Source organism: Dryocola sharpae (assembly GCF_051307055.1).
Taxonomy (GTDB): domain Bacteria; phylum Pseudomonadota; class Gammaproteobacteria; order Enterobacterales; family Enterobacteriaceae; genus Dryocola.
Genome location: NZ_CP149994.1, coordinates 1,801,713 through 1,813,813 on the forward strand (window position 1 = coordinate 1,801,713; position 12,101 = coordinate 1,813,813).

At 57.7% G+C, this 12,101-nt stretch carries 11 protein-coding genes; 8 read left to right on the forward strand and 3 right to left on the reverse strand.

Annotated features, from left to right (window positions below; translation table 11 throughout):
• Positions 1 to 250 precede the first annotated feature (250 nt).
• The 6 genes from WLO31_RS08650 to spy all read left to right on the forward strand — a co-directional run bounded on the left by WLO31_RS08650 (position 251) and on the right by spy (position 7,096).
• Entirely contained in the window at positions 251 to 1,471 is a 1,221-nt protein-coding gene (locus tag WLO31_RS08650) for an aspartate aminotransferase family protein (protein ID WP_435930040.1), read from the forward strand.
• Positions 1,468 to 2,502: an arginine N-succinyltransferase gene (astA, locus tag WLO31_RS08655; protein ID WP_435930041.1), complete on the forward strand. Its 1,035-nt coding sequence runs from the start codon at positions 1,468 to 1,470 to the stop codon at positions 2,500 to 2,502. The genes WLO31_RS08650 and astA overlap by 4 nt, the downstream gene beginning before the upstream one ends.
• Positions 2,499 to 3,977, forward strand: coding sequence for a succinylglutamate-semialdehyde dehydrogenase (gene astD / locus WLO31_RS08660; RefSeq protein WP_435930042.1), 1,479 nt, complete (start codon positions 2,499 to 2,501; stop codon positions 3,975 to 3,977). Before astA ends, astD begins: the two co-directional genes overlap by 4 nt.
• The gene (gene astB / locus WLO31_RS08665; RefSeq protein WP_435930043.1) at positions 3,974 to 5,302 is read left to right on the forward strand and encodes an N-succinylarginine dihydrolase; all 1,329 of its coding nucleotides are present in this window, start codon (positions 3,974 to 3,976) and stop codon (positions 5,300 to 5,302) included. The genes astD and astB overlap by 4 nt, the downstream gene beginning before the upstream one ends.
• Before the next feature lie 11 nt (positions 5,303 to 5,313).
• Positions 5,314 to 6,279 (forward strand): succinylglutamate desuccinylase, encoded by a 966-nt coding sequence (astE, locus tag WLO31_RS08670; protein ID WP_435930044.1) that lies wholly within the window; start codon positions 5,314 to 5,316, stop codon positions 6,277 to 6,279.
• Positions 6,280 to 6,604: 325 nt separating this feature from the next.
• Positions 6,605 to 7,096, forward strand: a complete 492-nt coding sequence (gene spy / locus WLO31_RS08675) for an ATP-independent periplasmic protein-refolding chaperone Spy (protein ID WP_435930045.1) — start codon at positions 6,605 to 6,607, stop codon at positions 7,094 to 7,096.
• 74 nt (positions 7,097 to 7,170) lie between these two features.
• On the opposite strand, the gene hutG is transcribed toward spy, so the two are convergent.
• Both hutG and hutI read right to left on the reverse strand, forming a co-directional pair.
• Entirely contained in the window at positions 7,171 to 7,968 is a 798-nt protein-coding gene (gene hutG / locus WLO31_RS08680) for an N-formylglutamate deformylase (RefSeq protein WP_435930046.1), read from the reverse strand.
• Positions 7,952 to 9,181 (reverse strand): imidazolonepropionase, encoded by a 1,230-nt coding sequence (hutI, locus tag WLO31_RS08685; RefSeq protein WP_435930047.1) that lies wholly within the window; start codon positions 9,179 to 9,181, stop codon positions 7,952 to 7,954. The genes hutG and hutI overlap by 17 nt, the downstream gene beginning before the upstream one ends.
• A 218-nt stretch (positions 9,182 to 9,399) precedes the next feature.
• Here hutI and WLO31_RS08690 point away from each other — a divergent pair, with 218 nt between their 5' ends.
• Both WLO31_RS08690 and ves read left to right on the forward strand, forming a co-directional pair.
• Complete coding sequence (locus tag WLO31_RS08690) at positions 9,400 to 10,761, forward strand: formimidoylglutamate deiminase (protein ID WP_435930048.1); 1,362 nt, start codon at positions 9,400 to 9,402, stop codon at positions 10,759 to 10,761.
• Between the two features lie 2 nt (positions 10,762 to 10,763).
• Positions 10,764 to 11,309: an environmental stress-induced protein Ves gene (ves, locus tag WLO31_RS08695; protein WP_435930049.1), complete on the forward strand. Its 546-nt coding sequence runs from the start codon at positions 10,764 to 10,766 to the stop codon at positions 11,307 to 11,309.
• Here the strand turns inward: ves and hutC are convergent, their stop codons facing one another.
• Positions 11,310 to 12,062, reverse strand: a complete 753-nt coding sequence (hutC, locus tag WLO31_RS08700; RefSeq protein WP_435930050.1) for a histidine utilization repressor — start codon at positions 12,060 to 12,062, stop codon at positions 11,310 to 11,312.
• Positions 12,063 to 12,101 lie beyond the last annotated feature (39 nt).

Below are 12,101 nucleotides of genomic sequence, written 5' to 3' on the forward strand. Positions count from 1 at the left end.
GCATTATATTTTATACCTGCATAATATTTCTTGTTTTCATGCCGCGAACCAGCCTGGTTCGTAAAACTATGCACTTATTATTCACTTTAACTGCATAGCAACGGTAGCTAACTCATTGATTTTCCGTTTTCACTCTCCCGTTATGCATTTTTATCTCTGGCTGGCACGAAGGGTGCAATCTACATTTACCAGCGCAAACACTAAATTATTTAACATTTACATTACTTTTTATTTACCGGATGAGGTCGCTATGCAGCAGTCAATAACACGCCAGAATTTCGATGAATGGATGATGCCCGTTTATGCCCCTGCGGCTTTTATTCCGGTACGCGGCGAGGGTTCCACTTTGTGGGATCAACAGGGTAAGGATTACATCGATTTTGCAGGCGGGATTGCGGTAAACGCGCTCGGCCATGCGAATCCGGATTTGCGCAACGCGCTGGAAACCCAGGCGGCTAAGTTCTGGCATACCGGCAACGGCTACACTAACGAGCCGATTTTACGGCTGGCAAAACAGCTTATCGATGCCACCTTTGCCGATAAAGTTTTCTTCTGCAACTCGGGCGCGGAAGCGAACGAGGCGGCCCTGAAGCTGGCCCGAAAATATGCGCATGATAATTTCGGGCCGCAGAAAAGCGGCATCGTCGCCTTCAAAAATGCGTTTCATGGCCGCACGCTGTTTACCGTATCCGCGGGCGGACAGCCAGCTTACTCGCAGGACTTTGCGCCGCTGCCGCCGCAAATCAGCCATGCCGTTTATAACGATCTGCAGTCCGCCAGCGAATTAATCAATGACAACACCTGCGCGGTGATCGTCGAGCCGATGCAGGGCGAAGGCGGCGTGGTGCCTGCCGACCCAACTTTCCTGCAGGGTTTGCGTGAGCTGTGCGACCGCCACAACGCGGTGCTGATCTTTGATGAAGTCCAGACGGGCGTTGGCCGCACCGGTTCGCTGTATGCCTACATGCATTACGGCATCACGCCGGACGTGCTCTCCACGGCAAAAGCGCTGGGCGGCGGCTTCCCGATTGGCGCCATGCTGACGACGGATAAATTCTCAAGCGTAATGGTAGTCGGGACACACGGCACAACCTACGGCGGCAATCCGCTGGCGGGCGCCGTTGCCGGCCGCGTCATGGAGCTGATTAACACACCCGAAGTGCTTAACGGCGTGAAGCAGCGCCATCAGTGGTTTGTGGAGCGGCTGAACAACATCAATCAGAAGCATCAGCTGTTTAGCGAAGTGCGCGGCCTGGGGCTGTTAATCGGCTGTGCGCTGCAACAGGAGTATGCCGGGAAGGCTAAACTTATTCTGCAGGCCGCCGCGCAGGAAGGGGTAATGATCCTGATCGCCGGCGCCAGCGTGGTCCGCTTCGCGCCGTCGCTGATTGTCAGCGAGGCCGATGTGCAAAAAGGACTGGATCGTTTTGAGCGCGCCTGCGAACGCTTTCTTGCCGGAGAAAAATCATGATGCTGATCCGCCCGGTTGAGCGCGGCGATTTGAGCGGGCTGCTGGCGATGGCGGGGAAAACGGGCGGCGGGCTGACCTCGCTGCCCGCCGACGAAAAGACGCTGGCAGAACGCATCGATCGCTCGATAAAAACCTGGGAGGGCGGCCTGCCGAAGGGCGACCAGGGCTATGTTTTTGTGCTCGAAGATTCTGCCAGCGGCAAAGTGGTGGGTATCTGCGCCATTGAGGTCGCCGTTGGCCTGAACGATCCCTGGTACAACTACCGCTTTGGCACGCTGGTGCACGCTTCTAAAGAGCTGAACATCTATAACGCCCTGCCGACTCTGTTCCTCAGCAACGATCACACGGGCAGCAGCGAGCTTTGCACGCTATTCCTTGATGCCGACTGGCGCAAAGAGGGCAACGGCTACCTGCTTTCAAAGTCGCGCTTTATGTTTATGGCGGCCTTCCGCGAGCGCTTTAATGAAAAAGTGGTGGCCGAAATGCGCGGGGTAATCGATGAGCACGGTCATTCGCCTTTCTGGGAAAGCCTCGGCAGCCGCTTCTTCTCGATGGAATTCAGCCGCGCGGACTACCTGTGCGGCACCGGGCAGAAAGCCTTTATCGCCGAGCTGATGCCTAAGCATCCTATTTATACCGATTTCCTGTCCCCGGAAGCGCAGGCGGTTATCGGCCAGGTGCATCCGCAAACCGCGCCTGCCCGCGCCGTGCTGGAGGCTGAAGGATTCCGCTACCGTAACTACGTCGATATTTTCGACGGCGGCCCGACGCTTGAGTGCGATATCGACAGGGTGCGGGCGATCCGCAAGAGCCGCCTTGCGGAAGTGGTCATCGGTCAGCCCGCTACCGATGAGCTGCCGGTTTGCCTGGTAGCCAATGAAAAGTATGAAAGTTTCCGTTCGCTGCTGGTTAAAGCTAACCCAGAAGGCGATCGCCTGATTATTGACGCAGCCACCGCGGACGCCCTGAAATGCAGCGCCGGTGACAAAGTGCGTCTGGTACGCCTGTACCCGGAGGAGAAAAAAGTATGACCCAGTGGATTAATGGAACATGGACCGCCGGCCGCGGCGAACTGATGCACAAACACAATCCGGTGAAGGGCGATCTGCTCTGGGAAGGGATGGCCGCAAGCAGCGAACAGGTTTCCGCCGCCTGCGCCGCCGCGCGCGCGGCATTTCCTGCGTGGGCGAAAAAAACCTTTGCTGAGCGCCAGGCTATTGTCGAACAGTTCGCTCGTTTGCTCGAAGCTAATAAAGATGAAATCGCCAGCACGATTGCCCGGGAAACGGGCAAGCCGCGCTGGGAGGCGGCGACGGAAGCCGGTGCGATGATCAACAAAATCGCCATTTCAGTAAAGGCGTACCATACGCGGACCGGCGAAACGCATACCGCAATGCCGGACGGCGCGGCGACTTTGCGTCATCGTCCTCACGGCGTGCTCGCGGTATTTGGGCCTTATAACCTGCCGGGGCATTTGCCAAACGGCCATATCGTTCCCGCCCTGCTGGCGGGCAACGCTATTATCTTCAAACCCAGCGAACTGACGCCCCGCACAGGCGAGCTGGTGATGAAGCTGTGGGAAGAGGCGGGCGTGCCGCCGGGCGTGCTGAATCTGGTGCAGGGCGGGCGTGAAACCGGCCAGGCGCTGGCGCAACAAGCCGATCTCGACGGCCTGCTGTTTACCGGTAGCGCAAATACCGGCTACCAGCTGCATCGCCAGCTGGCCGGGCAGCCGGAGAAAATCCTCGCGCTGGAAATGGGCGGCAATAACCCGCTGATCGTGGAAGATCCGCAGGACATTGACGGCGCGGTGCACCTGGCTATCCAGTCCGCGTTTATCACCGCCGGGCAGCGCTGTACCTGCGCCCGTCGTCTGCTGGTGAAAAAAGGCGAGCGGGGCGATGCGTTTCTGCGGCGGCTGGTGGAAGTGGCTTCACGCCTGAAGCCGGGAGCCTGGGATGCAGCGCCTCAGCCGTTTATGGGCGGGCTGATTTCGGCGCAGGCCGCAGAACGCGTGCTTACCGCCTGGCAGGAACATCTGGCTCGCGGCGGCAAAGCGTTACTGGAGCCTGAGCTGGTTGAGAAAGGCACGTCTTTGCTGACGCCGGGCATCGTTGAGCTGACCGGCGTGGCAAACGTGCCGGATGAAGAGGTCTTTGGCCCGCTGCTGGCGGTCTGGCGCTATGACAGTTTTGACGATGCTATCCGCATGGCGAATAACACGCGATTCGGGCTGGCGAGCGGGTTGATTTCTCCTGACCGTGAGCAGTTCGACCAGCTGCTGCTGGAAGCGCGCGCGGGCATCGTTAACTGGAATAAACCCCTGACGGGCGCCGCCAGCACCGCGCCGTTTGGCGGCGTGGGCGCCTCGGGCAACCATCGCGCTAGCGCATGGTATGCGGCAGACTACTGCGCCTGGCCGATGGCGACGCTGGAAAGCCCGGCCTTCGCGCTGCCGGAAACGCTCAGTCCCGGGCTGGATTTTAGCCGTGAGGAACAAGCATGAAAGCCCGCGAAGTCAATTTTGATGGCCTGGTGGGGTTAACCCACCATTACGCCGGGCTCTCCTTCGGCAACGAAGCCTCCACTACGCACCGGTATCGCGTTTCAAATCCGAAACTGGCCGCTAAGCAGGGGCTGCTGAAAATGAAGGCGCTGGCGGATGCAGGCTTTCCACAGGGCGTGATTGCGCCGCAGGAGCGGCCAAACGTGCCGGTGCTGCGCCAGCTTGGTTTTACCGGCAGCGACGCGCAGGTTGTTGAACGGGCCGCAAAACAGGCTCCGCAGCTGCTTTCCGCAGCCAGCTCGGCTTCTTCCATGTGGGTAGCAAATGCCGCCACCGTGTCGCCCTCGGCGGACAGCCTGGACGGCAAAGTGCATCTGACGGCGGCAAACCTGAACAGCAAATTCCACCGGGCATGCGAGGCGCCGACTACCGAAAGCCTGCTGCATGCCATTTTCCGCAACGAAGAATACTTTTCCGTGCATGGCGCGCTGCCGCAGGTGGCGATGTTTGGCGATGAGGGGGCGGCAAACCATAACCGCCTCGGCGGCGCGTATGGCAGCCCGTCGGTGCAGCTGTTCGTTTATGGCCGCGAAGAGGCGAAAGCGGGACTGATTCCGGCGCGCTATCCGGCCCGTCAGACGCTGGAGGCAAGCCAGGCCGTGGCGCGGCTGAATCAGGTTAATCCTGAGCTGGTTGTTTACGCGCAGCAGAATCCGGCGGTTATCGACCAGGGCGTTTTCCACAACGATGTTATTGCGGTATCGAATCGCCAGGTGTTGTTCTGCCACGAACAGGCGTTTTTACATCAGCACGAGCTTTATAAAACCTTAAGCGAGAAAGTGCCGGGCTTTATGGCGCTTGAAGTTCCGACGAGTCGGGTTTCGGTTGCGGATGCCGTTTCGACCTACCTGTTTAACAGCCAGCTGCTCAGCCGTGACGACGGCAGCATGATGCTTATTCTTCCGGAAGAGGCGCGTCAGCATGAAGGCGTGTGGCGCTACCTTAACGAACTGCTGGAAGCCAGCAATCCGATTAGCGAACTGAAGGTATTCGATCTGCGCGAAAGTATGGCGAACGGCGGCGGTCCGGCCTGCCTGCGTCTGCGCGTGGTGCTTACCGAGCTGGAAGAGCAGGCGGTTAATCCAGCGGTTATGATGAATGACGCGCTGTTTGCAACGCTCAATGGCTGGGTGGATCGCTGGTATCGTGACCGCCTGACGCAGGCTGATTTAGCCGATCCGTTATTACTGCGCGAAGGAAGAGAAGCGCTCGATGAGCTGACCCGTATACTAGACTTAGGGTCTGTTTATCCGTTTCAGTGCTGACAGGAGGCACAATGCTGGATTTTCTGGCGCAGACCCTCGCGGGGAAAGCGCCAACGCAAACCGAAGGTAAAAATGCCCATCTGCACTGGCAGTGGTGCGATGAAGGCATCTTAACGCTTACGCCGCATCAGCCCGTGGCAAAGGCGCTGGTGCTGTCGGCCGGTATTCATGGCAACGAAACCGCGCCGGTAGAAATCCTCGCCCAGCTTATAGACGATCTGCTGGCGGGCAAGCTGGCGCTACAGTGGCGCCTGCTGGTGATCCTCGGCAATCCTGCCGCTTTGCGCAGCAACAGGCGCTTTATGCACAGCGACATGAACCGTATGTTTGGCGGGCGCTGGCAGCAGTTCCCGGAGAGTATCGAAACGCAGCGAGCCTGCCGTCTGGAGCATGCGCTGGAGCTGTTCTGGTCGCAGGGGGATGAAACTATCCTCTGGCATCTCGATATGCATACCGCAATTCGTAGCTCGTATCATCCTCGTTTCGGCGTGCTGCCTGCGCGTCCTTTACCTTATGACGAGGCGTTTCTGGCGTGGCTCGGCTGCGCCGGGCTTCAGGCGCTGGTGTTCCATAGAAAGCCGGGCGGGACGTTCAGCCATTTCAGCAGCGAGCATTTTACGGCGCTAAGCTGCACGCTGGAGCTGGGGAAGGCGCAGCCGTTCGGGGAGAACGATCTCAGCCAGTTTGAGGTGACGAAACAGGCGTTGAATGCGCTACTAATCGGGGGGGAGGTGCCTGTGGCTGAAGGCAAGCCGCTGCGTTATGAGGTGGCGCAACAAATCACCCGCCATACCGAATCTTTTGTGCTGCACATGGGCGCGCAAACGCAAAACTTCACCGCCTTTCCGAAGGACACTTTGCTCGCGGAAGATGGCGACACGCGCTACGTGGTTAAAGAGGATAAAGAGTTTGTTTTATTCCCTAACCCGAATGTGGCGCCAGGATTACGGGCCGGATTAATGCTGCGCGAAATTTAATTACCGTTAGCTTCCGCAGGGAAGCTAATAAATTATCGCCGCCTTTCAGTTATCTACAGATTAATCTTAACTTGCTGCTTTATTATGCTTCCGTATTGCTATACACTTCCTCCATAATTTCTTTAAAATCAGCTAGTTGTTATATTCTGTTGCAATTAAATGCGCCTTAATCCTTATTTTCTTCATAATTGACGCAATAGTGTTTTTTACACTTTCAATGCTTTACCAATACGACCGACTCCTTGACGATAGTCCCCGTAAACTCAGTCTCGTCAACACGGCAAACCAGTCGTGAAAAGAACCAAATTAAATGAAGGATAATATTATGCGTAAACTAACAGCTCTCTTTGTCGCTTCAACTCTGGCTCTGGGCGCGGCAAACCTGGCGCATGCGGCAGATGCAACGACCACCACCGCGGCAAAAACTGACGCGCCAATGATGCATCACAAAGGTCCACGTGGCGGGCATCACGACATGATGTTTAAGAACCTGAATCTGACCGATGCGCAGAAACAGCAGGTGCGCGACATCATGAAAGAGCAGCGCGGTAAAATGGAACGTCCATCCTTAGACGAACGTCGTGCGGCGCACAGCATTATCGCCAGCGACAGCTTCGACAAGGCGAAAGCGCAGGCTCAGGTAGATAAAATGGCCGAGCAGAACAAAGCGCGTATGCTGGCCCACATGGAAACGCAGAACAAGATCTACAACATTCTGACGCCGGAGCAGAAAAAACAGTTTAATGCCGATTTTGAGAAGCGTCTGACAGAACGCCCGACGCATGAAGGTAAAATGCCTCCTGCAGATCAGGAATAACCGATCGTCTGACTTAAGACCGCCGGTCCTGTCCACAATAGCGCAGTCGCTGTGGACAGGACCGGCGGTTTTCTTTATGCAATCTGCTGAGCGCTCGCCAGCATGGCGCGAATAAGCTGCTCTAACAACGGCTGTAGCCGCGCCGCCCGATCCTCCCGCCAGCCGAACGGCGCTTCTTCGTCCATATAGTTGCACTGGGCCAGCTCCAGCTGCACGGCGTGCACGCCCCGGGCCGGGTTGCCGTAGGCTCGTGTAATATAGCCGCCCTTAAAACGCCCGTTGGCGACCCAGCTAAACTGCTGCTGGCTTGCCATACACGCCACCAGATGCTCTTCAGTCAGCGCATCGCAACTGCGACCGCCGTTGGTGCCCAGATTTAAATCGGGCAGCTTGCCTTCAAACAGCCGAGGGATAAGGCTTGCGATGGAATGCGCGTCAAACAGCAGCGCGTAACCATGTTCGGCTTTCAGGCGTTCCAGCTCCGCCTGCAACCGCTGATGATAAGGGTGCCAGACGTTCTCCAGAGCCCATTGGCGCTGCTGCGCGGAAGGCGTTTTTCCCGGCAGAAACGTTGGCGTGCCGTCAAAAAGCGTATCCGGATACAGACCCGTGGTGGCCGTGGCGTAGAGCGGTTTGTCGTCCGCCGGACGGTTAAGATCGATAACCATGCGGGAATAGTTGCCCACCAGCACGCTGGCGCCAAGGGCATGGACAAAGTCATACAGCTTTGGGATATGCCAGTCGGTATCCGGCAAAGGGCGCGCGGCGTCGCTCAGCCCGGCTTCAACTTCGGGCGTCAGCGCTGTACCGGCGTGCGGGATACTCACCAGAAGCGGCAGTTTCCCTGGCGTAAATTCATAAGCTGCTTTCACGTCTGACCCCCTGATAAATGACGGTGCATGGCAATTGTCCCCCCAGCCAGTAGACCAGCTCGGCAGGGCGAGCCACGGGCCAGTGCACAAAGTTTGCGGCCTTGCCTGGTTCAAGACTGCCGTGGCTGGCCTGAATACCGAGAGCCCGTGCTGCATGGAGCGTTACGCCAGCCAGCGCTTCTTCAGGCGTTAAGCCAAACAGCGTACAGGCCATATTCAACATCAGGCGTAGCGACAGGGCGGGCGAGGTGCCGGGATTAGCGTCGCTTGCGACGGCCATCGGCACGCCATATTTACGAAACGCCTCCACCGGCGGACGCTGCTTCTCTCGCAGCAGATAGAAAGCGCCCGGTAACAGCACGGCCGTCGTGTTGCCTTCGGCCATCGCCCTGGCGTCTTCGTCCGTTGCGTACTCAAGATGATCGGCGGAAAGCGCGCTAAAACTCGCGGCGAGGCTGCTGCCCGCGAGCGGGGAAAGCTGCTCGGCATGAAGTTTTACCGGCAGGCCAAGATCGCGCGCAGCGGCAAAAACCTTTGCGGTTTGTGGAGGGTTAAAAGCCAGATGCTCACAAAAAGCATCTACGGCATCGGCAAGCTTTTCCTGCGCGACGCGGGGCAACAGCTGCTCACAAACCACCTCAACCCACGCATCGCCGTCACCGTTAAATTCAGGCGGTATCGCGTGGGCCGCAAGACAGGTGGCATACACGTCTACCGGCTCCTGCTCGCCAAGCTTGCGGATCACCCGCAGCATTTTGATTTCGTTATCGATATCCAGGCCGTAGCCGGATTTTATTTCAACCGTTGTCACGCCTTCAGCCAGCAAATGGCTAAGGCGTCGGCGGGCGCCGGCAAGTAATTCATCCTCGCTTGCCGTTCTGGTGGCGCGCACGGTTGAGATTATACCGCCACCCTGGGCCGCTATCTGCGCGTAGCTCACGCCGTTAAGCCGTTTTTCAAACTCGGCGCTGCGGTCGCCGCCGAACACCAGGTGGGTGTGGCAGTCGATAAAGCCCGGCATCACGATTCCGCCGTCAAAATGGTGATGTTCAGCGGCGATCATCTCCGGCATGGCGTCTTTCGGGCCCAACCAGATTATTTTGCCGTGCTGTACGGCAATGGCGCCATGCTCAATGGCATGATAGCGCCCCTCTTTCATGGTGACGAAGGTGGCACCGCTCCAGAGGCTATCGCAGGAAACAGGGGAGGACATGACATTCTCTGCCTCAGTTGTATAGACAATGACAAACAACCTGGCACAGCATGCTAAATTCATCAACAGGCGCCGCTCATATTGGCCGTTTTGTTGCAGCAAATTGTCGCATGCCACACAAATTTTTCGCACCCGTTGCGGGCGGGGATAAATTTGTTTTGCGTCGGCGTGAATTTATCGCTAAATCATTGTCACCATTAAAAGAAGGAACCGAAACTATGCCGGCTTATTTTGCACCGAGTGCGATGCTTCCCCAGGGCTGGGGGCATAATGTGCGTATTACCGTCAACGAGCAGGGAATCATCACCCATATCGATGCCGGAGCCTCTGCGGAAGGGGCAACGCTGCTGCCCGGCGTGGTCATTCCTTCGATGGTAAATTTACATTCACACGCCTTTCAGCGAGCAATGGCTGGCCTGACCGAAGTCGCGGGCAATCCGCAGGACAGCTTCTGGACGTGGCGCGATCTGATGTACCGCATGGTGCAAAAGCTTACCCCGGAGCAGGTTGGGGCGATTGCCACGCGCCTTTATATCGACATGCTAAAGGGCGGCTATACGCAGGTCGCAGAATTTCACTATTTACATCATGACGTTAATGGAAAACCTTATGCCAGCGGCGATATGATGCTACAGCAACTTGTTGTCGCTGCCGATAACAGTGGAATTGGGCAGACGCTGCTCCCGGTGCTGTACAGCCACGCCGGGTTTGGCGCACAGCCGCCGCAGGCCGGGCAGAAACGTTTTATTCAGGATGTCGATCGTTACCTGCGTCAGCAGCACGCGCTGGAAAAGGCGTTGCGTCATTACCCGCGAATTAACCAGGGACTCTGTTTCCACTCGCTGCGCGCCGTTACGCAGGAGCAAATGGAAGACGTGCTGGAAGCCTGCGATTATCGCCTGCCGGTGCACATCCATATCGCCGAACAGGAGAAAGAGGTCAACGACTGCCTCGCATGGAGCGGCGAACGGCCGGTGAACTGGCTCTGTAACCGCTTTGCGGTGGACGATCGCTGGTGCCTGGTTCACGCAACGCAACTGGCGGCCGATGAAGTAACGCAGATTGTCGAAAGCCGCGCGGTGGCGGGCCTGTGTCCCACAACCGAGGCAAACCTCGGCGACGGCATTTTCCCGGCCAGCGATTTTATCGCCCAGGGCGGCCGCTGGGGAATCGGCTCGGACAGCCATGTTTCGGTTAACGCGCTTGAAGAGCTGCGCTGGCTCGAATACAGCCAGCGTCTCAGAGACCGCCGCCGCAATAGGATCGTTTTGCCAGCGCTGCCGCAGGTGGGAGAAGTGCTCTGGCGGCAGGCCGCGGCGGGGGGATCGCAGGCGTGCGGCGTGCAGATGGGCATCATCGCGCCGGGTTTCAGGGCTGACTGGCTGGTGCTGGAACGCGACGCGTGGCTGAAAAATATTGAAGATTACGCGCTGATAAACCGCTGGCTGTTTGGCGGGCAAAGAGAACAAATAAGAGACGTGTGGGTTGCCGGAAGGCAGGTGATAACTGACAGGCGGCACCCACTTGATGAGAGTAGCTTTACACAATTTGCGCAGGTGATGCGCAGCCTTCAGGAGTAGTAATGGAATTCTTCGATATTCGGAAAGTGCCAGTCAGCCTGTGGCGCAACGGCGCCGGGGAGACCCGCGAGATTTGCTGCTTTCCGCCTGCAACCCGTGATTTTAACTGGCGCGCAAGTATTGCTTCAATTGCGAGCAGCGGCGAGTTTTCTGCTTTTCCGCAGATCGACCGGGTAATCACGTTGCTTGAGGGAGGCGAGGTGGTCCTTGACGGCGGCAAAGCCTTTCACCATACGCTTAAGCGGCATCAGCCGTTTTCATTTGCGGGTGAGCAGGTGGTGAAAGCTGAACTGACTCACGGTATGTCGATGGATTTCAACGTGATGACGCGCCGCGATCGCTGCCGGGCGAAGGTGCGCGTTGCCGACCGCACCTTCACCACTTTTGCGCCCCGCGGCGGCATCGTTTACGTGCTGAGCGGCGAATGGCAGCTGGGTAATAAGCTTTTGTCGCACGATCAGGGCGCATGGTGGCAGGATGGCCGCCACACGCTGCGCCTGTTGAAATCGGAAGGGGAGCTGCTGTTTAGCGAAATCACCTACCTGTAATCACTGCCCGGTAAAACTGCCGACCAGCTGATAACGCGAGCCCGGATAGAGCAGCCGGGCCACCGTCACCACCTGCGAATGATGCCAGGTGCGGCGTTTAACCAGCAAACACGGCTGCCGGGCCGTGACTTCCAGCAGCGCCTGCTGCGTTTCATCTGCCAGCACGGCTTCGACGATATGCTCCCCGGCGGTTAATGGCGCAAGCTGGCTTAAATAGTGGTGCGGGGTAACCAGCCGAAAATCCTGCTGGAGATAGTCTGCCGCAAGCGCCGGGTTAACGTAGCGCGTTTCAAGCTGCACGGCCTCATCGTTATCGTAATGAACCATCTGTGAATAAAACAGCGGCTCGCCGGGCTGAAGGGAGAAGGCGCGCGCAAGATCTTCATTTGCCGCCACCTGCTCTAAGGCCACAATGTGGTTGCGGTAATGGTGGCCGCGCGCGGCAATCTCCTCGGCAATGCTGCGCACCTCAAGCATGGCCGTGTGGCCTTTGAGTTCCGCCACAAATGTCCCCACCCCCTGCATCCGTACCAGCCACCCTTCCCCCGTTAATTCACGCAGCGCGCGGTTAATCGTCATGCGGCTGACGCTAAGCGCGCTCACCAGCTCAGTTTCTGACGGCACCCGCTGATGCGGCAGCCAGACCCCGCTGCGGATCTGGCTGATTATTGCCTGCTTCACCCGCTGATAAATAGGCGCGGGCAGATCGCTGATGGCGGCTTGTAACTGCTCCAGAGGCTGTTGTTCAGACATGTTTTGTCCTTAATTTTTTATGTGTTAAGCGCGATCTTG

Excerpts from the sequence above, each read along its gene's own strand:
- WLO31_RS08650 (WP_435930040.1), top strand. The coding sequence starts at position 251 with ATGCAGCAGTCAATAACACGCCAGAATTTCGATGAATGGATGATGCCC.
- astA (WP_435930041.1), top strand. The coding sequence starts at position 1,468 with ATGATGCTGATCCGCCCGGTTGAGCGCGGCGATTTGAGCGGGCTGCTG.
- astD (WP_435930042.1), top strand. The coding sequence starts at position 2,499 with ATGACCCAGTGGATTAATGGAACATGGACCGCCGGCCGCGGCGAACTG.
- astB (WP_435930043.1), top strand. The coding sequence starts at position 3,974 with ATGAAAGCCCGCGAAGTCAATTTTGATGGCCTGGTGGGGTTAACCCAC.
- astE (WP_435930044.1), top strand. The coding sequence starts at position 5,314 with ATGCTGGATTTTCTGGCGCAGACCCTCGCGGGGAAAGCGCCAACGCAA.
- spy (WP_435930045.1), top strand. The coding sequence starts at position 6,605 with ATGCGTAAACTAACAGCTCTCTTTGTCGCTTCAACTCTGGCTCTGGGC.
- hutI (WP_435930047.1), bottom strand. The coding sequence starts at position 9,181 with ATGTCCTCCCCTGTTTCCTGCGATAGCCTCTGGAGCGGTGCCACCTTC.
- WLO31_RS08690 (WP_435930048.1), top strand. The coding sequence starts at position 9,400 with ATGCCGGCTTATTTTGCACCGAGTGCGATGCTTCCCCAGGGCTGGGGG.
- ves (WP_435930049.1), top strand. The coding sequence starts at position 10,764 with ATGGAATTCTTCGATATTCGGAAAGTGCCAGTCAGCCTGTGGCGCAAC.
- hutC (WP_435930050.1), bottom strand. The coding sequence starts at position 12,062 with ATGTCTGAACAACAGCCTCTGGAGCAGTTACAAGCCGCCATCAGCGAT.